The sequence below is a fragment of the Sessilibacter sp. MAH1 genome (assembly GCF_054658315.1).
Window position 1 is genome coordinate 48,724 of the sequence record NZ_BAAGIC010000017.1, and the last position, 24,685, is coordinate 73,408.

Here is a 24,685-nt window from a genome sequence, read left to right on the forward strand (position 1 = left end):
CTACAGCTTGAATTTTCGAATTATTCTCTGTCAAATCTTTTTGATTATATTTTTTTGAAGAATCCTCGACGCCAATTGATAATTCTGGCTTGGATCTTATTTCTTTATTAATGGATTTTTTTTCTTTACTAACAAAGGTATTGTGAATTCCAGCATCAAATTCATTGTGTAATAAAGAATTATCGTCAACGATATAAAAATCGTAGAAATTTTCCGAACTCAAATCCGGTTGCGCTTTGTTATTTTCGTCAGAACTTGACTCGATTGCATCGTCAGGCGTGTCGATTTGGTCAATATGGCTTGTTTCTATCGGGTCAGCGTCTAGATGAATGCTTTTTGCTTTTACTGAAGGTAATGACTCGACCGTGTAGAGGCTATGCGTGCTACAAGCGCACACAACCGACATCAAAATCAGAACCAGTAATAATTTAACAGTTAGCATAATGTGCGATTACTAAGCCTATTCAACGTTTTCCTTTGAATAAAAATGGCGTTAAATGAGCAAACCCAGCTGTTTGTGAACGTATTTTCCAGCAATACTGATATCTCACAACGCAAAACGCCAAATCAATCTATCGGCTAATACGCTAAAAACTTTAGGAAACTCTGATTCAGTTCTTGAGATTGGCGACCATTTTTATAGGGTGGCGACAATTAAAAATACAATTCAAGAGAGCGATTCTTGTAATCGGTCTAAACCTTGCTTAATCACTTATAAGATTAATAACAACGTGGAAAATAGAAGGTGGAAAATGGAGGCGCAGCTAGATACACAGTGCAATTAACAGCACACTTTGTAAATACTACAAAGCGACGTTGAAAATAAAACACACTAAAAAATACGCCGAAAATAAAGCGATATTGAAAATCAAGACGTATCTAATTTCATATTGGCATTAAAAAAGAATTACTTATAAACCCCACGCTTCATGAAAACACACCAAGAAATCACACAAAACACGCTAAATTTATGTTAGTCTATGCAATTGAATTAATTTTAAAGATTAAGAATCGCCCCTTTGCGAAAGAACTTCACACAATTTTAATAAACTTATTCTATAAAAATAACCTGTTTATTTAGATAAATCTTCGCAACAAGACATTTAATTTAATCTTATTTTCATCCAAAGAACCTAAAGGTTATCGTAATATTATGTGCGGAATTTGCGGAGAAATCCGATTCAACAAAAACCCACCCTCAGTAGAAAAAGTCTCTCGAATGGCCGAAAAACTGGTGCCTCGCGGCCCAGACTCCGGTGGCATTTATAGTCAAGGCAGAATAGCTTTTGGTCATCGACGATTAAAAATTATTGATTTATCTGAACACGCTCAGCAACCCATGCAAGACCCGGAGTTAGGCTTAACACTGGTATTTAACGGTTGTATTTATAATTATCAAGAATTGCGCAATGAATTAATATCGCTAGGTTACCGATTTTTCTCCACCGGTGACTCTGAAGTGATTTTGAAGGCCTATCATGCATGGGGCACTGATTGTGTACAGCGTTTTAACGGCATGTTCGCCTTCGCAATTCATCACCGCGATACAGGCGAAACCGTACTAGCACGAGACCGCTTCGGCATCAAACCCCTGTATTACACGCAAAACAATGATTTTCTTCGCTTTGCATCGTCATTACCGGCGCTGCTTGCAGGCGGCGATGTGGATACCAGTATCGATAAAATTGCCTTACATCACTACATGCAGTGGCACGCCGTTGTACCGCCACCGCATACTATTTTAAATGGCGCTAAAAAATTACCACCTGCAACCATTCGCACTATCGATAAAAACGGTCAATTCCAAGATTTTAATTATTGGTCGTTAAAAATGGGCGGTAAAAAAGGCGATGAAAGTTTTAGCGAACAAGATTGGGAAGAATTACTGTTACAAACCTTAAAATCTTCCGTGGCGCGCCGCTCCATAGCCGACGTTCCCGTAGGTGTTTTACTTTCTGGCGGTTTAGATTCGAGTCTGATTGTTGGCTTATTGGCCGAACAAGGTCAAACCGGATTAAGCACCTTCTCGGTCGGCTTTGAAGCCGCCGGTGGTGAGAAAGGCGATGAATTCATGTATTCCGATATTATCGCCAATCATTATCAAACTAATCATTTTCAAATAAAGGTGCCTTCAAGCAAATTATTAGAAACGCTTCCCGAAACCTTTACCGCCATGTCTGAACCGATGGTGAGTTACGATAATGTCGGATTTTATTTGTTATCGAAAGAAGTCTCTAAGCATTTAAAAGTAGTGCAAAGCGGTCAAGGTGCCGATGAAGTGTTTGGTGGCTATCATTGGTATCCACCCTTGGCTAATTCGCAAAACCCTGTTGCGGATTATCGCAATCATTTTTTTGATCGAACAGAAGCAGAGCTTCGCAATATTTTACAGGCGAATTTTTACGAACAAGATTACAGTCAAGCATTTGTGGAACAGCATTTCTCGCAAATTCATTCGGCATCGGCTATCGATAAAGCCCTGCATTTAGATACTAACGTGATGCTGGTTGACGATCCCGTTAAACGCGTTGATAACATGACCATGGCTTGGGGTTTAGAGGCGCGGGTTCCATTTTTAGATCACGAAGTAGTCGAGCTTGCCGCACGAATTCCGGCACATTTAAAAGTACAGCAAGGCGGCAAACATATTTTAAAAAATGTCGCGCGCAAAATTATACCCAATCAAGTGATTGATCGACCTAAAGGTTATTTTCCGGTACCGGCCTTAAAATACATTGAAGGCCCGTATTTAGAATTTGTTCGCGAATTTCTCGACAGTGATAAAGCCCGCAGCCGCGGTATTTTTAAACGCGACTATATCGATCAATTAATGGCAGCGCCGAGAGAACACATTACGCCGCTACGCGGTTCTAAACTTTGGCAAATTGCGCTTCTAGAAATGTGGTTGCAAGCTCAGGGAATTTAACCATGACGAGCTCCAATACTCTTAAAACACATAAAAACGGTTCTAAACCCCCCAAAAACGCCGACAAAGATCACCATCAGAACGATCCCATGGACCCGTCGGTAATGACTTCGTTAAAGCACTGGGGTCAGCCGGTTGAACAACAACCCGGCGAAGAAATGCAAAAAGAATTAGCGCTCGATTGCGGCTGGGGACGTTTGGTATTTGGTCAAACCTTCGATAACCCTAAAACCGTTGCCGGAATTTTGCGTCGCGAGAAAAAAGGCCAAAGAGATATCGCGCTTTATGTACGCGATCCCAACGTAATTTTATCGTACGCGCCGCAAGAATTATTTCTCGATCCGTCTCTAACCTATCGTTTGGATTTTCGTCAGTACCAATCGGCAGGAGAGCCACCGGACGCGGTAAGAATTCGTGAAATTAACAGTTCTGATAAACAACGATTAATTGATCGTTTGTACCTATCACACAATATGGTTCCTGCTTACGACGGCTTCTACAGTAAGCTCAATGAAATTCCTGCAATTACCATGTTGGTTGCAGAAGACTTAAGTACCGGCGAAATTATTGGTGCCGTTACCGGTGTTGATCATCGCGTTGCTTTTAACGACCCAGACAACGGCTGTAGTCTTTGGGCGCTGGTTGTTGATGGGCAATCGCAAATTCCTGCAGTGGGCGAGTGGCTAACGCGAAAATTGATTGAGCGTTTGCACGAAAAAGGCCGTGACTTTATGGATCTTTCGGTCATGCATGATAACGCTAAAGCCATTCATGTTTACGAAAAATTAGGTTTTCGTCAGGTTCCTGTTTACTGTTTAAAAAAGAAAAACAGCATTAACGAACGTTGGTTTTTGGGCCAAGATCCCGAAGAAGAACTGAATATCTACGCACGAATTATCACCACTGAAGCTCGTCGACGCGGAATTGGCGTTGACATTCTTGATGCCGATGGCGGCTTTTTTAAGTTAACACTCGGCGGCCGCTCCATTACCTGTCGCGAATCGTTGAGCGAATTAACCAGCGCGATTGCCATGAGTCGCTGCGACGACAAAGCCGTGACACGCCGCGTCATGGAAAACGAAGGTCTTCGAGTGCCAGAACAAATACCGGCCGACAACATGGATGACGTTGCCGAGTTTTTAAATCTGCACCGCAAGGTCGTGGTGAAACCGGCCCGCGGTGAACAAGGTCGCGGAATCAAAGTTGGTTTAACCGATCTGCAATCCGTTCATTTGGCCATTGATGAAGCCTCCCATTACAGTGATAAGGTTCTTATTGAAGAATGCGTAGAAGGCGACGATCTGCGGGTGATTGTTATCGATTACCAAGTAGTAGCCGCTGCGATCAGAAGACCACCGCACGTGGTCGGTAATGGTCGAGAGTCCATCGCCGATTTAGTCTCTGGTTTAAGTGCCCGCAGAGCAGCAGCAACCCACGGTGAAAGCACAATTCCACTGGATGCTGAAACCGAGCGCTGTGTTAAGCAAGCGGGTTATACAATGTCTGACATTCTGCCCTCGGGAGAACGCATAAAAGTCCGCTCCACGGCCAATCTACACACCGGCGGCACTATTCATGATGTTACCCAACGCCTGCACCCGGTATTAGCGTCGGCATCACGCCGGGCAGCCAGAGCTCTGCATATTCCCGTGGTAGGATTGGATTTTATGGTACCAAACGTTGATGGCCCGGATTACGCCATTATTGAAGCCAATGAACGACCCGGACTTGCCAATCACGAACCACAACCCACGGCTGAGAGATTTGTCGATTTATTGTTTCCACACACCAAAAGCAAAGACGCCCAATAAAGCTCATTATCGTGCCCTAAGCAGCCTTTCATTTTACCCATAAGCGAAACACGTCAGATATCGTTCTGACGTCGCTTTTAAACTCCGATGTAACCCATGACCAAAATTACTATTGATCAACGGTATCTGAGCACTCTATTAGATACTTTACTGCGCATTCCAAGCCCCAGCGGTATGACCGACGAGATTGTTCGCACCGTTTGCGCCGAATTAGACAAATTGGAAATTCCCTACGAATTAACTCGCCGCGGTGCCATACGCGCAACCCTAACCGGCAAGCAAACATCACCAAGACGCGCCATTGCCGCGCATTTAGATACTCTAGGCGCCATGGTAAAAGGATTAAAACGTAATGGCCGACTCAGAGTAGTTCCCATTGGCCATTGGAATGCACGCTTTGCCGAAGGCGCACGCGTGAAGATTCACTGCGATAGCGGCACCATTATTTCTGGTACTATTTTGCCGTTAAAAGCCTCTGGGCATACTTACAATAAAGAAGTCGATAGCCAGATTTCGGCATGGAATAATCTTGAAATTCGTCTCGACGAACCGGTAATGAATATCGATCATTTGTGGGATATCGGTATTCGCGTGGGCGATTTTGTCTCCGTTGACTCGCAACCCGACTTCCATGAAAACGGCTTTATTAACGCACGACATCTCGACGATAAATCCGGTGTCGCATCACTACTAGCCGCCGCCAAGGCCATTCGCGATCATAAATTAACGCCCACATTAGATTGCCACCTGCTGTTTACCATTTCTGAAGAAGTCGGCGTTGGCGCCTCGCACATATTGCACGGTGAAGTCGCCGAAATGGTTTCTATCGATAACGGTACCATTGCACCGGACCAAAACACCTGCGAAACCGGTGTAACCGTTGCCATGCAAGACTCCAGCGGGCCTTTTGACCGCCACTTAACTCGTCATCTCATCAATATTTGCAAGCGCGAAGAGATTGAATTTAGCCGCGATGTATTCTTGTATTATCGCAGTGATGCCGCCGCAGCCTTAGAAGCTGGCAACGATATTCGCACAGCATTAATCTGCTTTGGATTGGATGCGTCTCACGGATGGGAGCGCGTTCATCTAAAATCATTGGTGTCTATCGCATCGCTGGTGACCAGCTATATGCTCTCTGAACCCTTATTTGGCGAAAAAGAAAACGTCATAGGCTCGGCAGAAGACTACCCCATGATTAATCATTTAGAACACCTGCGACGCGACTGAATTGCGACGCGACTGAATATAGGAATCTCTGACTGACTCAGTCATGAATTAATCAGAGTTTCCCATGCATCTGAAAGATCGTGCTCCGATAGACCGTTACCGAGCCATTGATCGGCTACAGAAAAAATACTTGCCAATTTTTCGGTTGCGAGTATTTGACCGCCAAACTAGAGTGTTGAGAATCCACCGACTCCCAACACTCATAGGTTAGGTTTGGCGCTATGTTGCCGTCTTACGTACACGTCGTAACACCCGATACAGATTCTGCGAAGTTTGCAGACTATTATCGCGCACTAAGCGAACGCCAATCGAGTTACGTCGGAATATTTTTCGCTGGCGTTAAAACCACGCACATATTCTGCATTGCCACCTGCCGTGCTCGAAAACCGAAGAAAGAAAACGTTGAGTTTTTTACGGATTATAAAGCGGCACTGAGTGCTGGCTATCGCCCCTGTAAAATCTGTAAACCCACCGAAAACTCAGAGCAAGCCCCCGAGCAAGTTACCCAAGCCATTGACTTGGTTCGCAACAATCCAAAGCAGAAGATTTCTGATTTTGAACTGCGGCAGAACCACATCAGTCCAGATTTAGTGCGCCGCTGGTTTAAAAGTCACTATCAAATTACCTTTCACACCTTTCAAAGAATGTATCGTATTAATAATGCGTTTATCGAATTAAAATCCGGCGGAAAGTCTGCAACCGATACAGCGTTAGATCACGGTTACGATTCTTTAAGTGGATTTTCTTACACCTACAAAAAACTAATGGGCAACTCGCCGCAAAAAAGCATGAAAAATAACGTTATTTTAATTCATCGATTTACCACACCCTTAGGGCCAATGTTTGCTTGTGCAACCGATGAAGGCCTGTGCTTGTTAGAATTCGTCGATCGCAAAAAACTCGAAACCGAATTTAAAGATTTACAACGTCTTTTAAAGGCCGAAATCATCACCGGCGAAAACGATTACATTCGCTCCATTCAAGAAGAAATAAACCAGTACTTTAATGGTGAATTAACCACCTTTAACACCAAAATCCATTCACCGGGAACGGAATTTCAAAATCAGGTTTGGCAAGCGTTGCAAAGTATTCCTTACGGACAAACTCGCAGTTACCAAGATCAAGCCAACATTATTAACAAGCCCAAGGCCGTACGTGCCGTGGCTAACGCCAATGGTTGCAACCGTTTAGCGATTGTAATTCCCTGCCACAGAGTAATTGGTAAAGATGGGAGCCTCACAGGTTACGCGGGCGGTCTAGAAAGAAAGCGCTGGTTACTGGACCATGAAAAAGCCCATAGCAACCAACATTAATGGAATGGTTTAACCAATAGAGGACACTCTGATTAACCTAGAGTTTCTCGCGACACAAGGAGGTGTCGCCAATTTCAAGAACGGTGAGTAATTAAGATTGTAAAGAAATTGGAAATCGCATTTGCAATTTCTGTCCTCTGATTAAATCATGGATGAGTTAATCAGAGGCTCCTAGAGAATAAAAACGTTTTGAGATAGCTGCTTTAAAATTATCGCCACTCAAAAGAGGTGTCTACGTTCATCGGATAAATAAATTCTCTGAAGTCTGGCTCAGCTTCTAAAGCAGGTTTAAATTCTATTCGATAAGTAGAGCGCTTAAACTTCTCGGTATCTCTGCGGTCAAGTTTCTTACTGTCGAAATCAATAACCTCAGACTTTACCACCTTACCGTCACGATCAACCATCAAGAAGAACAATATCTCTTTATTAGACTGGCGAAACTCAGTACGCGCCGCTTGAATTTGTTGTTCGGTAAAGTGGAAATCTGGAATTGGCGTTTTTACTCTTCCACACCCCCACAACAAGAAAAAACAACTCAATACAATAAAAAACTTATAATAACCAAATCTAATCATAGATTAATTCCACTTTAAAATTTTCAGACACAAATCACGATTAAAACCGCCATCTCACCACCAATAAATCCAGCAAGTTTTTAAACGATTTATCACCCAGACTCTTTATATTCAGAGCTTTTACACATAAAAATTTCTGAAAAAAAACCTACTTTAGGAACCTCTGATTAACTCATCCATGATTTAATCAGAGGACAGAAATTGCAAATGCGATTTCCAATTTCTTCACAATTTCAATCACTTACCGTTCTTGAAATTGGCGATACATCCTTGTGTCGCGAGAAACTCTGGTTAATCAGAGTTTCCTTTATTCGACCTTAATTTAATCACTGAAAACTCTGACTAAACCTAAGCCTCCAGTAACACATCCATGTGCCTTTAAAAAAATTATTCGGATTTTATTTTCTTAATCTCAATTGGGTTAACCACCCAACATTAGTTTGAAAACTTGGACACTCAGAAGGATGAATATGGCCAGTGAGCGTTGAATTGCTGGCAAACGCGGTAAGAATCATCGAAAAATAAATTTCTCCTGCAGCTGTGGTTTTATCAAAGCCAATATAACGATTTGCGGTCGCACAGGCGGGTAAATTTTGAATAACACAATCCAAAGCCACATGAGCATTTACCTGCCCACTAGTTACGATTTCCACAACTTTGCAGTTTTCAAAGTCGTACGCGTAAGACAATGAAGAAAACATTAATACAACTAATGCAAATATATATTTCACAACAATTTCCTTTTATAAATTCCAAAACACCTAATACTGCTTATTTTTTTTGAAAAATTCACACCATAAAACTTTTAGGAAACTCTGATTAACCTAGAGTTTCTCGCGACACAAGGATGTGTCGCCAATTTCAAGAACGGTAAGTGATTGAAATTGTGAAGAAATTGGAAATCGCATTTTCAATTTCTGTCCTCTGATTAAATCATGGATGAGTTAATCAGAGGTTCCTTTAAAAAATCAAACGTCGTGGATCATATAGCAAGATTTTACCTGGGTTAATCTCAAATACGTATTTTTGGATCTTTATCCAAAAAGCCTAAAACCAAAGATCAATCAAATAAACTAAAGTGTGAATTATGGATAGATTTGAGAATTAAGATTTCTGACGAAAAACCACAAACAGATTGCACACATTCGCAGGCAGTTATCGTTAGATAAAGAAAAAAATATCGTAATTTTCGCGAAGGTAATGTTTTAGCGAGGAGTTTAAGAAGGGAATATTAATAAAGGAACCGCTGATTAAACCCTGAAGGCACAAATCAAAGGTTCCTTGGTTATGAAGATTTGGTGATTACAATTTAGAGATTGCCGCTTATTCTTTTTCGGATTCTTTTAAAAATTCACGGGCATCGTTTAATCCGCCAACATTTTGCAGGTTGGTGTAACCCAATTCTTTCATTTTGTTTAAAGCAATATTAGAACGATGACCCGAACGGCAGTACAAATACACTGGCGTGTCTTTATCAGGGACTATACCCAGAATTTGTTCTTCGATTTTGGTATGAGGAATATTCAAAGCACCGTCGACATGGCCCGATTTGTATTCTTCGAGGCTGCGCACATCTAACCAAATGGCGTTATCTGGAATTTCCGCGGCGCTCTCGTTAGCGGTCGCAAAAGTAGCCGTTACTAGCATAAACATTCCGGCGATTAATTTTGAAGCCCGTTGCAGCATGGTCATAGGTCCCTCATTAAGTCTGAATTTGTGAAAAACAACGTTATATCGAAAAGTTACGATCTACCAAAAGGTAGACAACTTTATTATTAACTTAGTTCTTGAACAAGTCTTTTGCATCAATCTGTGATCTTAGTTGGAAGAAAAACGCTTCGGCTAATCTGTTCATCGAAAGCCCAAGTCGATACCAACTGGCGTACTGAATTTGATGATGTTTCTAGGATACGCAATTCGGCACTGAAATCCCTGTGTTCCTAGCGTACAATGCCACCAGTCTATGAGTTTAGGAAAGATTATGAGCGACGATACTACGCACTTTGGTTTCCAAAAAGTTAAAACTTCCGAAAAAGCCGGCCGCGTTGCCGATGTGTTTCACTCCGTCGCCGCCAAATACGATTTGATGAACGACTTAATGTCCGGTGGCGTTCATCGAATTTGGAAGCGTTACACCATTGAAATGTCTGCGGCACGTCCAAAGCAAAAGATTTTGGACATCGCCGGCGGTACCGGTGATTTAAGCTACCAATTCTCTCGCATTGTTGGCCCAGACGGCTTAGTGGTGCTCGCCGATATTAACGATTCAATGATCAAAGTGGGTCGCGATCGCCTTACCGATCGAGGTGTGGCGGGTAACATTGAATACTGCCAGGCAGACGCACAGTACTTGCCGTTTCCAGACAATACCTTCGATTGCATTACCATTGCCTTCGGTCTTCGCAACGTAACCGATAAAGACATGGCGCTTGAATCCATGTATCGCGTGTTAAAACCAGGCGGTCGTTTGTTGGTATTGGAGTTCTCAAAACCAAACAATCCCGTGGTGGAAAAAATTTACGATCAGTATTCGTTCAGACTTTTGCCAATGATGGGTAAGTTAGTTGCGAACGATTCCGAAAGCTATAAATACCTAGCCGAAAGCATTCGCATGCATCCCGATCAAGAAACCTTGAAAGGCATGATGGAAAACGCCGGATTTAAAGAGTGCGAATACCACAACATGACTTCTGGCATTGTGGCTTTGCACAAAGGTCTGAAAATTTAGGTCTTAACGTTTAGTTTAATGGGTATCTAAGATGTTTGGCCCCACGGTAACCACCACAGCCCTGGCTTCAGTGCAGCTGATGATCAATCAGGCACTGAAGTTCGATCCCGTCAGTAAGCTACGTTTGCAATCTCTCGAAGGTCGTCTGGTACGGTTGACCATTAACAACCCGGCCTTCGTTTGCTTTATTACCGCCATTGACGGTGAACTAAGATTGCAAAGCCATGGCGAGCAGCCCGAGGCGGAAATTCGCGGATCGCTCAGCGATCTGATTAAAGTCTTTATCGAAGGCAAAACCAATCTTGCCGACTCTCAGGTTGAGATCATTGGCAGTGCTGGGCTTGTACAGCAGTGGCAGGAGTTTTCAAAAGACATCGAAATCGACTGGGAAGAAATTATCAGTCAATACGCAGGTGACACCATCGGCCACCAAGTCGCCGAGGTGATTCGAAGCAGCCACGCTTGGGGCAAAACCCGTCGCGAAAATATTCGCAATCAATTGCTCGAATATGCCATCGAAGAAAAGCAGCTTCTGCCCAACCAAGCGTTATTCAAAGATTTCTGTGAGCGCAACCAACAACTCCGTTTGGATATCGATCGACTTGAAGCTCGTATTGAGCGACTCACCCAATTACTAATCGATGACGAGTCTACCTCGAAAGATTAAGCAACATTAAGGAAGACTTGTGCTCGCCCTATTTCGACTTTTGCAGATCATTTTTGCTGCGTTTAAATATCGACTCGATACGTTTATTGAAATCAAACGCCTGCCTTGGTCAATACGCTGGCTTTTATTGCCACTAACGTGGTTACCCAAACCCGAACTGCCCAGAGGCGAACGCCTACGATTGTTCTTTGAACACATGGGCCCGGTGTTTGTAAAGTTCGGGCAGCTCTTATCGACACGCCCGGACCTTATTCCGCCCGATTTGATGAATTTTCTGGATAAGCTCCAAGATCACGTCACACCATTTCCGAGCGAAGCCTTTGTGGCACTGGTAGAGCAGTCACTGGGTGCACCTATCGATGAGCTGTTTAAAGCGTTCGATCGCGAACCTTTGGCTTCAGCATCTATTGCTCAGGTTCATACCGCAACCCTGCACTCTGGCAAAAAGGTAGTTGTAAAAGCAGTTCGCCCCGGACTCGAACCTACTATCGAAAAAGACATCGCCCTATTGCGAACCGTTGCCTATCTGGCAGAAGCACTCAGCGCCGACGGTAAACGTCTGCACATGCGCGATGTGGTTGAAGACTATCGCCACACCATTTTTGATGAGCTTGACCTTCAACGCGAAGCCGCCAACGCCAGCCAATTACGCCGTAACTTTGCCAATTCTGACCAACTCTATGTGCCGGAAGTGTATTGGGATTATTGCCGTCGCAATGTGATGGTGATGGAGCGAATCTTTGGTATTCCGGTCACTCATATCGATGCTTTGCGCGAGCAAAATACCGACTTAAAACGTTTGGCTGAGCGCGGCGTAGAAATCTTCTTTAAGCAAGTGTTTGAACACAACTTCTTTCACGCAGACATGCATCCGGGCAACATTTTCGTTTCTACTAAAACGCCCCAAAACCCACAATACATCGCCATTGATACGGCTGTGGTTGGCTCACTGAGTCGCGAAGATCAGTACTATCTTGCGCGCAACATCTTAGCCATGTTCCGCCGTGATTATCGTTTGGTGGCTGAGTTGCACGTATTTAGCGGTTGGGTGCCCGAAGAAACTTCCATTGGTGAATTAGAAGCGGCTATTCGCAGCGTGTGCGAGCCTATTTTTGAAAAACCCTTGAAAGAAATCTCGTTCGGCCACGTGTTGATCAGTCTGTTCCAAACCGCGCGTCGCTTTCAAATGGAAGTACAACCGCAGCTGGTTCTGTTGCAGAAGACGTTATTAAACATCGAAGGTCTTGGGCGGCAGCTATACCCTGATCTTGATCTGTGGAGTACGGCCCATCCTTATATGGAACGCTGGATTAAAGATCGCTTCCATCCGAAAGCGCTGTACAGCGAGCTGCGTCGCTACGGGCCGGAATGGATGGAGAAATTCCCCGAGGTTCCGCACCTGATCTTTAACAATCTCGAACAATTACAAGAATTAACAAAGCTCACGCCAGAAATTAAACGCGCCACCAAAGCCTTGGCCGATCGACCCAGCTCCGGTACTCGACGTAAGCAAATTGCTACCGCCGCGCTCGTCTTGGCCGCGGCTGCCGCGTGGCCGGGCTTTTTACCGTGGCTGCAAAACCTTCCCACAATCACGGTTGTATTGCTCTTGACGGCAGGTGCTGTCTGGTTATTTCGGTAGTCAAACTGGGTTAATTTAGGTTAACCCAGAAAATTGTTGACGAGCATATCTTCATCGATTTCGACAAAGGTTTTCACGACAATCGAAACTCTTTACACTAGCCAGCCTTTGATCTAAGGCAATCAGTTATGGATACAGCGCCCGGAAATAACAGTTCGTCGCCGCTCAGTTGGCTAGATGACGTTAAGTGGACCAGTGACGGTTTGGTACCGGCTATAGCGCAAGACGCAAAAACCGGGCGTATTTTGATGATGGCCTGGATGAACCGTGAAGCCTTAGCAAAAACCGCCGAAACCAAAACCGCCGTCTATTATTCACGTTCGCGCCAAAAGCTGTGGCCGAAGGGTGAAAGTTCAGGTCACGTACAAAATGTTCGTGATATTCAACTGGATTGCGATTCAGACGTTATTGTTTTACAAGTCGAGCAAATTGGCGGCATTGCCTGTCATACTGGACGGGAGTCTTGCTTTTACCGCTCTTTGATCAACGACCAATGGCAAACCCAAGAAGCGGTCATTAAAGATCCAAGCGAGATTTACAAGAGCTAAACTTATTTTACCGCTCGAGAAAAACATCTTTAATTTACTGGTAGTGCTATGTCAGACGTTTTGCAACAACTTACCGCGACCATTCAAGAGCGTATCGAAAACTCGGCTCCGGATTCTTCCTATGTTGCCAGCCTACACGCCAAAGGCTTAAACAAAATTCTGGAGAAGGTTTCTGAAGAGTGCACCGAAACCGTTATCGCAGCAAAAGACGCTGCCATAAGTGGTGATAACTCTGAGGTCATCTACGAGATGGCCGATTTATGGTTTCACAGTCTAGTATTACTGGGTCACATGAACATTAGCAGTGACGAAGTGCTGCAAGAATTGGCGCGTCGTTTTAATTTGTCTGGCCTTGAAGAAAAAGCTTCTCGTCAATCAAAATAACAACAGTTACTCAGCACCTTTGGTCGCTGAGCTCTTAGAACATCGAAGGAGTAAGTTATGTTAGGTGGAATCAGTATTTGGCAACTTCTGATCATTCTTGCCATCGTCGTAATGCTTTTCGGCACAAAACGTCTTCGCTCGCTGGGTGGTGATCTTGGCAGTGCCATCAAAGGCTTTAAAAACGCCATGAGCGACGAAGAAAAGGAAGCCAAAGAGCAGCAAGCTCAAGCAAAAGTGGAGCACAACACACAAAGCACCGCTAGCACCGAAAAAGTCAGCACTCAAGATAAAGAAGCCACTAAGTAACCGGGCTTAGTTGCCGCTTTTTAAAGCTTCAGGGAGCACTTTTGTGTTTGATATTGGTTTTTTTGAAATTCTTATCATTGCGGTGGTGGGTCTGCTGGTGATTGGTCCCGAGCGCCTACCGCAAACGCTGCGCGATATCGCCCTCATGGTGGGCAGAATCAAGCGCGGCATGCGTGATACGCGTTTAGAACTTGAGCGGCAACTGGGCACCGACGATATTCGTCGTCAATTGCACAATGAAGAGGTCTTGCGAAAACTCGAAGATACTCGCCGTGAACTCAATATGACACTCAAAGAAGATACCTTTGCAAATCCATCTGAGCAAAACACCCTGCTGCCCAACGACGCCGCTACAACAAACCCAAGTGCTACAACAAACCCAAGTACTACAACAAACCCAAGCCATAAACCCGAAAACAAAGCGGCATCTGGTTCAGAAAATCACCTACCCGCAAGCAATACCGAGGCAACCAAGTCGCAACCATGACTAGTTACGACAACATTAACAAGGATCGTGAGCAAACGCTGGTTGCTCATTTGGTTGAACTGCGCAATCGCCTGCTCAAGGGTGTTCTTTCGATACTGGTTGTATTTGGTGTGCTATTCGCCTTTGCGAATGACATCTACGCGTACATCTCGATACCGTTAAAAACCTATCTGCCCGAAGGCGCCAGCATGATCGCCACGGGTGTGGCCGCGCCATTTTTAACACCGTTTAAAATGAGCATGTTTGCGGCGGTTATTTTAGCCATGCCGTTTTTGTTGTTTCAGCTTTGGTCGTTTATAGCGCCAGCGCTTTATAAGCATGAAAAGCGCATTGCCATTCCGCTACTGATTTCAAGCGTCATACTCTTTTATTCCGGAATGGCGTTCGCCTATTATGTGGTCTTTCCGCTGATTTTCGCGTTTTTCACCAGCGCCGCCCCGGCGGGCGTAACAGTGATGACCGACATGAGTTCTTACCTCGATTTTGTCATCAAATTATTCTTTGCCTTTGGATTTGCCTTTGAAATCCCTGTCGCGACGGTGCTTTTAATCTGGGCAGGCATTACCGATGCAAAAACCTTAGCCAACAAGCGTCCCTACGTGATCGTAGGTTGCTTTGTGGTTGGTATGTTGATGACTCCACCGGATATCTTTTCACAGGCACTGTTAGCCATTCCCATGTGGATGCTATTCGAGCTTGGCATTCTGTTCGGACGATTTATTAAACCTCGTCAGACAGACGCAGACAGCGAAGAAAATCTAGAAGAGAAAAGTGCAGATCTTCACTAAACGATAAGCCCGTCTATTTTGTACTTGACGGTATTGTTTAGGCAAAGAGGCTTTCGATAAGAGGTCTTTTGGACGAGAGAAAGGTTCAGACAAACTAGACAGCTAAACACGAAGAGAAACGGCTCAGGGTACGAATCACTGAGCCGTAAGACGGATTAATTCAACTCACAGCTGGCTCGGTACTCTTGGCGGGTTACGCCAAACGCGCTTTCACGGCAAGCCAACACCTCGTTAAAAACCGACTGAAAGCTATTTACGACGTCGGGGTCGAACAATCGGCCAGCATTCGATTTAAGATACTCTAAGGCTTTTGAAACTCTCCAGCCCGGGCGATAGGGCCGGTTAGATGTGAGCGCATCAAACACATCACACACCGCAACGATACGGCTGCACAGCGGAATTTCTTTGCCTTTTAATCCCGATGGATAGCCGGTTCCGTCCCAACGCTCATGATGCGTCTGGGCAATAGTTGCCGCCATTTGCATGATTTGCCCGTCTTGGCTGGCCAGCAAACGAGCACCGATATTCACGTGGGAGCGGAGTAAGGTAATATCGTCCGAAGTCATAGGGCCGCTTTTGTACAAAACCTCATCCGGTAATTCGATATTACCCAAGTCATGCAGCGGGCTGGCTTGCTCCAACAAATCACATTCGTCATCGCTTAAACCCATCGCTCTACTCACAATTGCGGCGTACTGTCCGACCAAAGGTAGGTAATCGTGGCGATGAGCTTCTCCTCTCGATTCTAAATTCCGAGATAAAACTTCTACTAATTTCAGCTGAGTTTCGTACAGTTGTCTGGTGCGATCGAGAAGTTTAGCTTCACAAACGTCTAAACGTTGTTGAGCATCAGCGCCATCAACACGACGTTGCAGTTGTTTTTTAACTCTAAAATCTAAATCACGAAAATTTAATGGCGAAAAAAATACTTCATCCATTAAATTTAAAATATTTTCATTGAAGGTATCTTCGAAATGGTTATCAATCAAAAATAACAACGGCATAGGCAATTCAGAAAAATTCGCCTCTGCTTTTAAGACATCGACACTGTGAGAAATTAAATCACTGCCCAATTGAGCGTCAACATACACCAAGTCATAATTTTTTACTTGGCACATGCGTTCTAGTTGATCACCACTCTCAATAAAATCGACATTAAGGGCATGTATAGCCTCAACGTAGGATTTCAACTCGTCTTGTAATAGCGGATCACTGACAAACACCAAAATAGAAGCGTTTAACAACAATTCTTGGCTTTGCAGTTGAAAAATGGTTTCTTGGTAAGCCCTAGCCATAGCAATTTCCATTCGCAGCACTGAAAATAAAAACTCGATTACCGATGAATAAGAGTTATTTTGCGCTTGAACTCGTAGACGACTTTAATCCTTGTCGTTACCCCTACCCACACATTTTTCTAATTATTTGTTGAACCCAAAAAAGGATCTCGGGGAGCTCTACAGACATTCATGAGCTAAAAAATACTCTCGATAAGGATAAAAAAAACGCAGAACCGCACATCTATTTAAAGACGGAAACAGCGGATTCAACCGCATCGAAAGTTGACTCTCGAATTCACTTAATCAATTTGATTACATACACTTGCAAGCTTAAATACTGCTGGAGTGGGAACCTCCAACCGCTGAGCATCCTGCTTCAATTTCGTTATCTTCCCAAAAGGCTACAAGTTATGTACGTAGCCATAATAACAAAATATTACAAAAAGTATTAACTGTATAAATTAAAAGTCAAAATTTTACGTTTTTTTCGATTAATAAATAAACGCAAAAAGCTCAGCGTGATTATTTTTTTAACTTTTTAACAGCTCATTCAAATGTTCGATTTAGCTTGCTCTAAAAACATGAACGACAGTTACGAATAAATCGATTATGGAAAATAAAATGAATTATTCGAACCAATAAACAACGGTTAAAAACTGACTAAATAAGACTACAAATGATAATAAAAGAAAACTGGCAATTTGATTGATAAATCAAAATACACCAAAAGATTGCGCTTTCCTGACAGTTATTACAGTCTACGGTTAGAAAGAAATCGTCGGAGTCGTATATCGTATACAGATAATTAAGAAATAAAGAAAACTCTGACTAACCCAGAGTCTCCCGCGACACGAGAATGTATCGCCGAGTTCAAGAGCGGTAAGTAATTTAAAGTGTGAAGAAACTGGAAATCGCAGTGTCAATTTCAGACCTCTGATTACATCAGGAATGAATTAATCAGAGGTTCTTTTATGTTATACCTCTAACATAAAAGTCACAGGCCCATCATTTAATAAGCTGATTTTCATATCTGCGGCAAAAATACCGGTGGCAATATTGACGTGTTTTTGCTGTATTTTATCAACAAACTGTCGATAAAGTTGCTCGGCAATATCCGGTGGCGCAGCCGATGAAAATCCCGGCCGAGTACCTTTTTTAGTATCGGCAACTAGCGTAAATTGCGACACCACTAAAACACCGCCGTTGATATCCGCGACGCTGTTGTTCATTTTTCCTTGTTCATCGGAAAAAATCCTAATTTTTAAAACTTTATCGACGAGCTTATCAATACTCTCGTTGGTATCGGTTTTCTCGATGCCTAACAACAGCAAAATACCCTGTTGGATTTCACCAACAATCTCACCATCGACAGCGACCGACGCGTGAGTCACTCGCTGAATTAATCCTTTCACAACCTATTCCTATTTCACAAAAAAATCGACGGCGGTAATCTTTGCAATGAACGCACTGGATAATTATGCCGGTGAATCTAAGTCTTTGTTAATTCTATGAGCCATTTCGTTGGTGGCCTTAACCAGCGCATCAATGATCCCGGGCTCGCGGCTCGCATGGCCAGCATCACGAATAATTTTTAATTCTGATTCGGGCCAAAGTTTGTACAGTTCATAGGCATTGTCTAGGGAGCAAACCATGTCATAACGGCCATGAACAATGACCCCGGGAATATTTTCGATGGCCTGCATATTGTTCAATATCTGATTTTCTTCAATGAAAGAATCATTGATAAAGTAATGGGCTTCGATACGCGCCAAAGACATGGCCAAATGAGGTTCACTAAAGTGATCGACGGTTTCTTGGCTCGGACGTAACGTTGCGCACTGACCTTCCCACTGAGACCAAGACTTAGCCGCCGCCATTTTCGCTAATTCGTTATCGCTGGTTAAGCGTTTGTAATACGCTTTGATGTAATCGTCGCGCTCTTCTTCTGGAATGAGCTTACAGAAATGTTCCCAATAGTCTGGAAAAACATGCGCTGCGCCGCCTTGATAAAACCAGTCCAAGTCTTTTTTACGGCAGAGAAAGATGCCTCTAAGAATTAAACCTAATACCTTCTCTGGATAGGCTTGTGCGTATAAAAGACTCAGAGTACTACCCCAAGAACCACCGAAGACTAACCACTGCTGCACTCCAAGATGCTCACGCAGTGCCTCCATATCGGCGATTAACCCTTGTGTATAGTTATTTTCAAGTTCGGCGTGAGGCTTAGATCGACCGGCACCGCGCTGATCAAACAGAATAATGCGATATTTTTCGGGATCAAAAAAACAACGATCGCCACTGGTACAGCCACCACCGGGACCGCCGTGTACAAACACCACTGGAATTCCATCCGGCGAGCCACATTCCTCAAAGTAGATTTCATGCGGCGATTCGACTTTCAGGTAGTCGCGATTATAAGGTTTGATATCGGGATAAAGACCTAGCATCGGCGTTCCTTATTAGGGGTTATTACAAGCAGCTTACAACAAACTCTTGAAGTAAAGCGAACGACGATCAAATCTTGAAAAACCTGAGTCTAAAAATTCGATGAATGACCAGCGTAGCAATACTCAAAGCGCCGTTATGCACGTTGTTCGATGAAGTATAGCTACTAACTGGGATTAACTCTGTCTTGTGCTCTTAAACCACAACACAATAGCCATTAACACAAGCTCAGGCTTGTTTAAGAGTTTTTTGGAAGGACTTGCTGCGTTTTCCGTTGGGGTTCAGCTGGTGCACAACTTCTCCGCTGCTACGAGCTTCATCTGTCTTGGGGAGGGTTACCGAATCACCGGTCAATTCTTCGAGGCGTTTGAGTGCTTGGGTGAGGGTTGAGTGAAGGCGCATTTTTAACGCTTGCGGCTGTAAGACTTGTACATTGGGAAGCAGCGGCAACAGTCGCTTGATTAAAGCATCTTCGTTTTGCAACGGCAGATGCAAACAGTAATGCCCGTCTTGCCAGAAGCCATTTTGATCCACATGCCAAAGCTGCGATGCAGCCTCGTAGGCCGCGTCGCCGCTGAATTTTAGCTCCACCAACTGTGGTCGCTGTTGATTAACGCCGTATAGATTATCAAAGTATTTATCGAGGTTTTTCTGGGCAATTTCTCGGCTTCTTGATTTCAAAACCTCAGCATTACCAACCCGAGACAAATTGAAACTGCGCAAACCGCGATGCATGTGGCACCAGGCTTCAAGAATCCAGACATTTTCACGATGCACCAATAATTGAGGACATACCGTGCAATGACTGACGCTACCGTCACTGTTGTTGTAATGCATGGCAATCTGGCGCCGCTCTAAAACACCCGCGCAAATAATTGAGAACACCTCGTCGAATGTACGCGCCTGTACGTTAGGAATGTATTTAACGCGTGCATAAAACTGATCAGAGTTTATCTTGCGAACACGCAGCGCCTGCTCAATAGGAGATTTGAAACCCTCCACTTCATCGGATAACAAACCGCGGCTCAAACCATTAAAATTATTGTGTAAACGAGAAAGGCTAACGATTTCGCTGGCACTCAACCAGAAGTCCGGCAAATTGTAATTCGCGATGGCGCCTTCTCGGTAACGGTAGCCCTGCTCTTGTTCTGAGAACTCAATAGGCGCCGACAAAAAGCTCTGCATTTGTGCAAGCAATTCCGATACTTCCGATTCTGGTGCTTTTAAATCACTGCTGATATCTGACGCACTTAGCCACCGACGTCGGGTTTTAAAGAGTTGATGTATGCGCTGTATTTTTTGCAGTTTATTCATAACCCTTAAATCACCCAAATTGTGTATTAATAATCTATTGAACCGATATTTCAGATACCGAAGAGCCAACGTTGCTTATGAACAAAAGCCCATAAAAATCGATAGAAAGCGCTAACTAAAGTAACGTACCAAAAATCGAAATAATATGTGCAATAACAAATCAGTCTAAAATTTAAAAAAACATAACTTTATGAAATAACTACTCGTCGAGCTCTGTATCTTCTGGCGCGTTGAGTTCAACACAATGTCTTGCAGAAATACATCTCGTAAGAAAAATGGCTTAACTGACCGATAATAAATGCCTCAATAAAAGCAAAATAAACACCAGTCGAATTTAAAAATTAATTTGTGATGATTTTGTTTTACTTAAATGCTCGGAAAAAACAGCAGTCAATGTCTACATCTATGACTATTTTATCTGCGACGGAAATCACTTTAACACCGGCAGTAACACCTGTTCATGTTGGAGCACATTTTCATTGTTCATTAATCTAACGGTTAATGCTTTCGTATCGGCATTAATATTCACCAAACCAAAAAATTGGAATCCTTGATCGGGATGACTATTGGCTGTAGGTGGAGTTTTCTGAAACACGACTTCAGGGCCAAAGGTATTATCTAAAACATTAGGGCCAAAACCGCCAGCATGCAAAGGTCCAGACACAAACTCCCAGAAAGGTAAGAAATTCTTGAACGCCGCCTTTTTGGGATTATAAAAATGCGCGGCGGTGTAATGCACATCGGCGGTCAACCACACCGTATTATGAATTTCCCGCTCTGCGATAAAACTCAGCAATTCGGCAAATTCTAATTCGCGGCCTTTTGGATCACCGTTATCACCATTTGCGACGGCTTCAACACCGCTGGCATTTTTCCAATCTTCCCAAACCACCAGTCCAATTGGCATGTCACAAGCAATGACCTTCCATGTTGCGCTCGATTTGGCTAATTCGGAACGCAGCCAATCTAACTGCTGGCGACCCAATAAAACCGTGGTGTCGCCCGACACAGCTTCGAGACCTTCACCATTACCCGCGCGATATTTACGTAGATCCAAAAAGAAAATGTCGAGATCTGGGCCATAGTGAATAGAACGATAAATTCGACCGGGTTCTTGGGCAACGTATGCAATGGGTGTCATCTCGTAAAAAGCCCGAGAGGCATGCGCCGCCAAAACGTGAACGGATTTTTCTGTATAACGGCTGTCGTCCAACAAATTGGTTGAAGGTGACCAGTTATTAATAACCTCGTGATCATCCCACTGATAATAGGTGGGCACATGAGTATTAAACTCGCGAAAATGCGTATCTAAAAAATTGTATTTCCACTGGCCGCGAAACTCTTCTAGGGTTTCTGCCACTTTTAATTTTTCGGGCGTAATTAAATTATGCCATGTGCTGCCGTCGGCTAAATGGACGGATTCCTGTAATGGGCCGTCGGCATAAACGGTATCGCCACTGTGAATAAAGAAATCCAGTTCGTGTTGGTTTAAGGCACGATAGGTTTTAAAACCACCGCGCGCGGGATCAATTCCCCAACCCTGCCCGACCGTATCGCCAGACCAAGCAAAAGCAATATTTCGTGCGGTCACAGGCGCTGTTTTGAAGCGACCAAATACAGGTTCTGACGTTGCTTTTAAATCCTCAAGCGCAGCAAAGGTGATTTTGTAATAGACGGTTTTATCACTGAGCAAATGAGTTAGCTGGATTTTGCCGGTAAAATCCGAAACCGATAATACGTCTATTGGCGGTAAATGCGTGCCGTTAAAAAATTCGGGGTAATAACTGTACTCCACATACATTTTTGCAGGGCGATCACAACGACTCCAAAGCACCGCAGAACTCGCCGTAACTTCACCACACTGCACACCATCGTTCACTAAAGGCCTGTTATTCGCTCTGGAAAAAGCCACCGTAATCGGTCCTGATAACAACGACAAACCCACACCGGCTTTTAGCAATGATCGTCTTGGTAAATTCATAACCCATTCCGTATTTTAGAACCGATACTCAAAATAAGTAATCGCTTTGTCATTCACAGTTGACCTTACCTTAGACGAGATAGATGACAAAACCACGGATTCGGCCAAAAGAAAAAACCTATTTCGTTTTTATCTAAATTATGTAAAATAGAGAAAAACACAGGTAATCGCCATGAACACTAGCGCCTCAAATACGCCTCTAACCGTTGATTATTACTCCGATGTACTGTGCATCTGGGCGTGGATAGCCCAGCGACGCATCGATGAACTCAATCAGCAGCTCAGTAAGCGAATCGAAATTCATTATCACTATATGGACGTTTTCGGCGATGTTGATGGCAAAATGAATCGCCAATGGAAAGACCGCGGCGGCTTCTGCGGCTTTGCCGAGCATGTTCGCCACAGCAGTGAAGATTTTGAACACGCACAAGTGCACCCCGATATTTGGACCAAAGTAAGACCAAAATCTTCGGCGCCTGCGCATTTAATGATAAAAGCCATTGAGAGCGCCTGCGGTGTGGATGCCTCTATAGATTATGCCTTACAACTCAGACGTGCCTTTTTTTGTAATGCGCAAAACATTGGTGATTGGGATATTCTAAAAACACTGGCACACAATAACGGCCTTGATTTTAACGCCATAGAAATCGAATTAAATAACGGTACCGCCATGGCAAAACTGATGGCTGATTACCAACAAGCCAAAACCGAAGGCTTAAAAGGCAGTCCCTCTTATGTTCTGGATAACGGTCGCCAAATATTATTTGGCAATGTTGGTTACCGAATATTATGCGCAAATATCGAAGAGCTGTTACGCAACCCAACCGACGAAGCCAGCTGGTGTTAACCCCAGCTTGTGTTAACTACAGAAACTCAGCTTCGTTTTTTATGATGTACTCAAAAAAAAAGTAGTTGAAAAACGCGATTTCTAAAGTCTTCACAAACTCTATCTCTTAGCATTCTTGAAACTACCAACAGATCCTGTTCTCTGGGGAAACTCTAGGTTAATCAGAGTTTCCCGTCTTACTTTCTGTTACGCCGATTTGTTTTTAATTCTTTAGTTTACTCGTCTCACATAAATTCTGCTTTCCCTTTTATAACTCTCAATATCTAAGAATTCTTTTTCGCAACTCGTTGATTAGTATCCGCGTATAATGCTAAAAATTTAAACGTAAACTAATTCGTGGAAGTTAGATAAAAAAAGGAACTACCCAATGAGAGATAAGAACGAATCAAAAGAATTTTTTGATGCATCAATAACCCTACTTACAGAAGCGTGTAAGCAGTTCAACCCTCATAAGAGTTATGAAGCGGCTTGTTTAAGAGAGCAACACGGCGTGCAAAAAATCAGCCCTTTGACGAATTTTTTGATTGAACTTCCGCAAACATTGATTCCCAAACGCTATAGCCGAGGCGATAACTTAATGGCTATACAGCAGGAGTTAGTATTGCCACTGTTGGATGATTATATTTTCTATGTTCAAGAGATGAAAAAACACAATCTTGAAGAAATGTATTTGTTAACAGATCAAACTCCTCGTACCAGTGGTCTACGCGGAGATGGACCTGAGTGCAGATACCATTCAGTTTATACATGGCTTTGTTGGTTTATTTGTTTCGGTGGTGAAACACAAAAAATTGCTAAAGTGGCTCCATTTTTAGGGCGTGCAGGAAAAGATCGTTTAATTGATACCATTATTAAACATTATCAACCGAATCGCATCGTAGCTAAAACCTGTATGAACCCGGAAACCTTCGGTTTGCTTGATCAAGTGATTGATGCTGATACAAATGAACGCCCGGCGTTGGTGAAAAAGTATCTAGATGAATGGCCGAGGTTAATAGGCCATTTACGTGGCCTTCATTCAATAGGAGTGTTTGCAGGAATTAGAGTAAAAGACCGGAAAACTTTAATTGATTCAATTGATAGCCATTACCAAGGTTTTTGGGCTTGGGAAGCTGCTTTAGTAGTAAAATTCTTTAATATCGATGACAGCTCTTTTAAAGATCACGAATTTTACCCTTATGATCTGGTGCATTTTTTGGATAATCATTAAATAACAAATTGACGTGTTTTGTGCTCCAAAACTCATGGCAAATAAATACGCTACAGGGTAACTTAAATAGGAAACTCTGATTAACCTAGAGTTTTCTATTCAAGAACTTTAAGTCATAGAAATTGTGAAAAAATTGGAAATCGCATTTTCAATTTCTGCCCTCTGATTAAATCATGAGTGAGTTAGTCAGAGGTTGTAATAATCAA

At 43.4% G+C, this 24,685-nt stretch carries 23 protein-coding genes; 14 read left to right on the forward strand and 9 right to left on the reverse strand.

Features of this window, described 5'->3' with window-relative positions; genetic code table 11:
• On the reverse strand, window positions 1–442 hold a 442-nt coding region (locus tag ACYQ28_RS15625; protein WP_460164727.1), incomplete at its 3' end, for a hypothetical protein.
• A 711-nt stretch (window positions 443–1,153) separates the two neighbouring features.
• Between ACYQ28_RS15625 and ACYQ28_RS15630 the strand changes: the two genes are divergently transcribed.
• The 4 genes from ACYQ28_RS15630 to ACYQ28_RS15645 all read left to right on the forward strand — a co-directional run bounded on the left by ACYQ28_RS15630 (window position 1,154) and on the right by ACYQ28_RS15645 (window position 7,280).
• Complete coding sequence (locus ACYQ28_RS15630; RefSeq protein ID WP_460051642.1) at window positions 1,154–2,926, forward strand: N-acetylglutaminylglutamine amidotransferase; 1,773 nt, start codon at window positions 1,154–1,156, stop codon at window positions 2,924–2,926.
• A gap of 2 nt (window positions 2,927–2,928) precedes the next feature.
• Window positions 2,929–4,737 carry an N-acetylglutaminylglutamine synthetase gene (gene ngg, locus ACYQ28_RS15635; protein WP_460051641.1) on the forward strand — a complete coding sequence of 603 codons (1,809 nt, stop codon included), beginning with the start codon at window positions 2,929–2,931 and terminating at the stop codon, window positions 4,735–4,737.
• 96 nt (window positions 4,738–4,833) lie between these two features.
• Window positions 4,834–5,967: an osmoprotectant NAGGN system M42 family peptidase gene (locus ACYQ28_RS15640; protein ID WP_460051640.1), complete on the forward strand. Its 1,134-nt coding sequence runs from the start codon at window positions 4,834–4,836 to the stop codon at window positions 5,965–5,967.
• Between the two features lie 221 nt (window positions 5,968–6,188).
• The gene (locus ACYQ28_RS15645) at window positions 6,189–7,280 is read left to right on the forward strand and encodes a bifunctional transcriptional activator/DNA repair enzyme AdaA (protein ID WP_460051638.1); all 1,092 of its coding nucleotides are present in this window, start codon (window positions 6,189–6,191) and stop codon (window positions 7,278–7,280) included.
• A gap of 209 nt (window positions 7,281–7,489) precedes the next feature.
• On the opposite strand, the gene ACYQ28_RS15650 is transcribed toward ACYQ28_RS15645, so the two are convergent.
• The 3 genes from ACYQ28_RS15650 to ACYQ28_RS15660 form a co-directional block, all read right to left on the reverse strand.
• On the reverse strand, window positions 7,490–7,855 hold the full coding sequence (locus tag ACYQ28_RS15650; protein WP_460051637.1) for a hypothetical protein: 366 nt from the start codon (window positions 7,853–7,855) through the stop codon (window positions 7,490–7,492).
• A gap of 398 nt (window positions 7,856–8,253) precedes the next feature.
• A complete protein-coding gene (locus ACYQ28_RS15655) occupies window positions 8,254–8,586 on the reverse strand; it encodes a hypothetical protein (RefSeq protein ID WP_460051635.1) in 333 nt (110 codons plus the stop codon).
• A gap of 592 nt (window positions 8,587–9,178) precedes the next feature.
• Window positions 9,179–9,547, reverse strand: a complete 369-nt coding sequence (locus ACYQ28_RS15660) for a rhodanese-like domain-containing protein (protein WP_460051634.1) — start codon at window positions 9,545–9,547, stop codon at window positions 9,179–9,181.
• 289 nt (window positions 9,548–9,836) lie between these two features.
• Here ACYQ28_RS15660 and ubiE point away from each other — a divergent pair, with 289 nt between their 5' ends.
• The 8 genes from ubiE (at window position 9,837) to tatC (ending at window position 15,405) form a co-directional block, all read left to right on the forward strand.
• On the forward strand, window positions 9,837–10,583 hold the full coding sequence (ubiE, locus tag ACYQ28_RS15665; RefSeq protein WP_460051633.1) for a bifunctional demethylmenaquinone methyltransferase/2-methoxy-6-polyprenyl-1,4-benzoquinol methylase UbiE: 747 nt from the start codon (window positions 9,837–9,839) through the stop codon (window positions 10,581–10,583).
• 31 nt (window positions 10,584–10,614) lie between these two features.
• On the forward strand, window positions 10,615–11,250 hold the full coding sequence (locus tag ACYQ28_RS15670) for a ubiquinone biosynthesis accessory factor UbiJ (protein ID WP_460051631.1): 636 nt from the start codon (window positions 10,615–10,617) through the stop codon (window positions 11,248–11,250).
• A gap of 19 nt (window positions 11,251–11,269) precedes the next feature.
• Entirely contained in the window at window positions 11,270–12,892 is a 1,623-nt protein-coding gene (ubiB, locus tag ACYQ28_RS15675) for a ubiquinone biosynthesis regulatory protein kinase UbiB (RefSeq protein WP_460051630.1), read from the forward strand.
• A 128-nt stretch (window positions 12,893–13,020) separates the two neighbouring features.
• On the forward strand, window positions 13,021–13,440 hold the full coding sequence (gene hisI / locus ACYQ28_RS15680) for a phosphoribosyl-AMP cyclohydrolase (RefSeq protein WP_460051629.1): 420 nt from the start codon (window positions 13,021–13,023) through the stop codon (window positions 13,438–13,440).
• A 48-nt stretch (window positions 13,441–13,488) separates the two neighbouring features.
• Window positions 13,489–13,824: a phosphoribosyl-ATP diphosphatase gene (locus ACYQ28_RS15685; protein WP_460051628.1), complete on the forward strand. Its 336-nt coding sequence runs from the start codon at window positions 13,489–13,491 to the stop codon at window positions 13,822–13,824.
• Window positions 13,825–13,881: 57 nt separating this feature from the next.
• A complete protein-coding gene (gene tatA, locus ACYQ28_RS15690) occupies window positions 13,882–14,130 on the forward strand; it encodes a Sec-independent protein translocase subunit TatA (protein WP_460051626.1) in 249 nt (82 codons plus the stop codon).
• Between the two features lie 43 nt (window positions 14,131–14,173).
• A complete protein-coding gene (tatB, locus tag ACYQ28_RS15695) occupies window positions 14,174–14,617 on the forward strand; it encodes a Sec-independent protein translocase protein TatB (RefSeq protein WP_460051624.1) in 444 nt (147 codons plus the stop codon).
• Window positions 14,614–15,405 (forward strand): twin-arginine translocase subunit TatC, encoded by a 792-nt coding sequence (tatC, locus tag ACYQ28_RS15700; RefSeq protein ID WP_460051623.1) that lies wholly within the window; start codon window positions 14,614–14,616, stop codon window positions 15,403–15,405. The genes tatB and tatC overlap by 4 nt, the downstream gene beginning before the upstream one ends.
• Window positions 15,406–15,560: 155 nt before the next feature.
• Here the strand turns inward: tatC and ACYQ28_RS15705 are convergent, their stop codons facing one another.
• The 5 genes from ACYQ28_RS15705 to ACYQ28_RS15725 all read right to left on the reverse strand — a co-directional run bounded on the left by ACYQ28_RS15705 (window position 15,561) and on the right by ACYQ28_RS15725 (window position 22,422).
• Complete coding sequence (locus ACYQ28_RS15705) at window positions 15,561–16,712, reverse strand: HD domain-containing phosphohydrolase (protein WP_460164728.1); 1,152 nt, start codon at window positions 16,710–16,712, stop codon at window positions 15,561–15,563.
• A gap of 944 nt (window positions 16,713–17,656) precedes the next feature.
• Complete coding sequence (dtd, locus tag ACYQ28_RS15710; protein ID WP_460051620.1) at window positions 17,657–18,094, reverse strand: D-aminoacyl-tRNA deacylase; 438 nt, start codon at window positions 18,092–18,094, stop codon at window positions 17,657–17,659.
• 63 nt (window positions 18,095–18,157) lie between these two features.
• Complete coding sequence (gene pip, locus ACYQ28_RS15715; protein ID WP_460051619.1) at window positions 18,158–19,129, reverse strand: prolyl aminopeptidase; 972 nt, start codon at window positions 19,127–19,129, stop codon at window positions 18,158–18,160.
• 226 nt (window positions 19,130–19,355) lie between these two features.
• Window positions 19,356–20,441: a helix-turn-helix transcriptional regulator gene (locus tag ACYQ28_RS15720; protein WP_460051618.1), complete on the reverse strand. Its 1,086-nt coding sequence runs from the start codon at window positions 20,439–20,441 to the stop codon at window positions 19,356–19,358.
• Between the two features lie 430 nt (window positions 20,442–20,871).
• The gene (locus tag ACYQ28_RS15725; RefSeq protein ID WP_460051616.1) at window positions 20,872–22,422 is read right to left on the reverse strand and encodes an alkaline phosphatase D family protein; all 1,551 of its coding nucleotides are present in this window, start codon (window positions 22,420–22,422) and stop codon (window positions 20,872–20,874) included.
• A 172-nt stretch (window positions 22,423–22,594) separates the two neighbouring features.
• Between ACYQ28_RS15725 and ACYQ28_RS15730 the strand changes: the two genes are divergently transcribed.
• Window positions 22,595–23,269 (forward strand): DsbA family oxidoreductase, encoded by a 675-nt coding sequence (locus ACYQ28_RS15730; RefSeq protein ID WP_460051615.1) that lies wholly within the window; start codon window positions 22,595–22,597, stop codon window positions 23,267–23,269.
• Between the two features lie 367 nt (window positions 23,270–23,636).
• The gene (locus ACYQ28_RS15735) at window positions 23,637–24,479 is read left to right on the forward strand and encodes a PoNe immunity protein domain-containing protein (protein ID WP_460051613.1); all 843 of its coding nucleotides are present in this window, start codon (window positions 23,637–23,639) and stop codon (window positions 24,477–24,479) included.
• The last annotated feature ends 206 nt before the right edge of the window (window positions 24,480–24,685 follow it).

Coding starts and splice junctions, on each gene's coding strand:
- hisI (WP_460051629.1), top strand. CDS start 13,021: ATGGATACAGCGCCCGGAAATAACAGTTCGTCGCCGCTCAGTTGGCTA.
- ACYQ28_RS15645 (WP_460051638.1), top strand. CDS start 6,189: ATGTTGCCGTCTTACGTACACGTCGTAACACCCGATACAGATTCTGCG.
- pip (WP_460051619.1), bottom strand. CDS start 19,129: ATGCTAGGTCTTTATCCCGATATCAAACCTTATAATCGCGACTACCTG.
- ACYQ28_RS15735 (WP_460051613.1), top strand. CDS start 23,637: ATGAGAGATAAGAACGAATCAAAAGAATTTTTTGATGCATCAATAACC.
- ubiE (WP_460051633.1), top strand. CDS start 9,837: ATGAGCGACGATACTACGCACTTTGGTTTCCAAAAAGTTAAAACTTCC.
- ACYQ28_RS15660 (WP_460051634.1), bottom strand. CDS start 9,547: ATGACCATGCTGCAACGGGCTTCAAAATTAATCGCCGGAATGTTTATG.
- ACYQ28_RS15670 (WP_460051631.1), top strand. CDS start 10,615: ATGTTTGGCCCCACGGTAACCACCACAGCCCTGGCTTCAGTGCAGCTG.
- ACYQ28_RS15650 (WP_460051637.1), bottom strand. CDS start 7,855: ATGATTAGATTTGGTTATTATAAGTTTTTTATTGTATTGAGTTGTTTT.
- ACYQ28_RS15725 (WP_460051616.1), bottom strand. CDS start 22,422: ATGAATTTACCAAGACGATCATTGCTAAAAGCCGGTGTGGGTTTGTCG.
- ACYQ28_RS15630 (WP_460051642.1), top strand. CDS start 1,154: ATGTGCGGAATTTGCGGAGAAATCCGATTCAACAAAAACCCACCCTCA.
- tatC (WP_460051623.1), top strand. CDS start 14,614: ATGACTAGTTACGACAACATTAACAAGGATCGTGAGCAAACGCTGGTT.
- tatA (WP_460051626.1), top strand. CDS start 13,882: ATGTTAGGTGGAATCAGTATTTGGCAACTTCTGATCATTCTTGCCATC.
- ACYQ28_RS15730 (WP_460051615.1), top strand. CDS start 22,595: ATGAACACTAGCGCCTCAAATACGCCTCTAACCGTTGATTATTACTCC.
- ngg (WP_460051641.1), top strand. CDS start 2,929: ATGACGAGCTCCAATACTCTTAAAACACATAAAAACGGTTCTAAACCC.
- ACYQ28_RS15720 (WP_460051618.1), bottom strand. CDS start 20,441: ATGAATAAACTGCAAAAAATACAGCGCATACATCAACTCTTTAAAACC.
- ACYQ28_RS15640 (WP_460051640.1), top strand. CDS start 4,834: ATGACCAAAATTACTATTGATCAACGGTATCTGAGCACTCTATTAGAT.
- ACYQ28_RS15705 (WP_460164728.1), bottom strand. CDS start 16,712: ATGGAAATTGCTATGGCTAGGGCTTACCAAGAAACCATTTTTCAACTG.
- ACYQ28_RS15685 (WP_460051628.1), top strand. CDS start 13,489: ATGTCAGACGTTTTGCAACAACTTACCGCGACCATTCAAGAGCGTATC.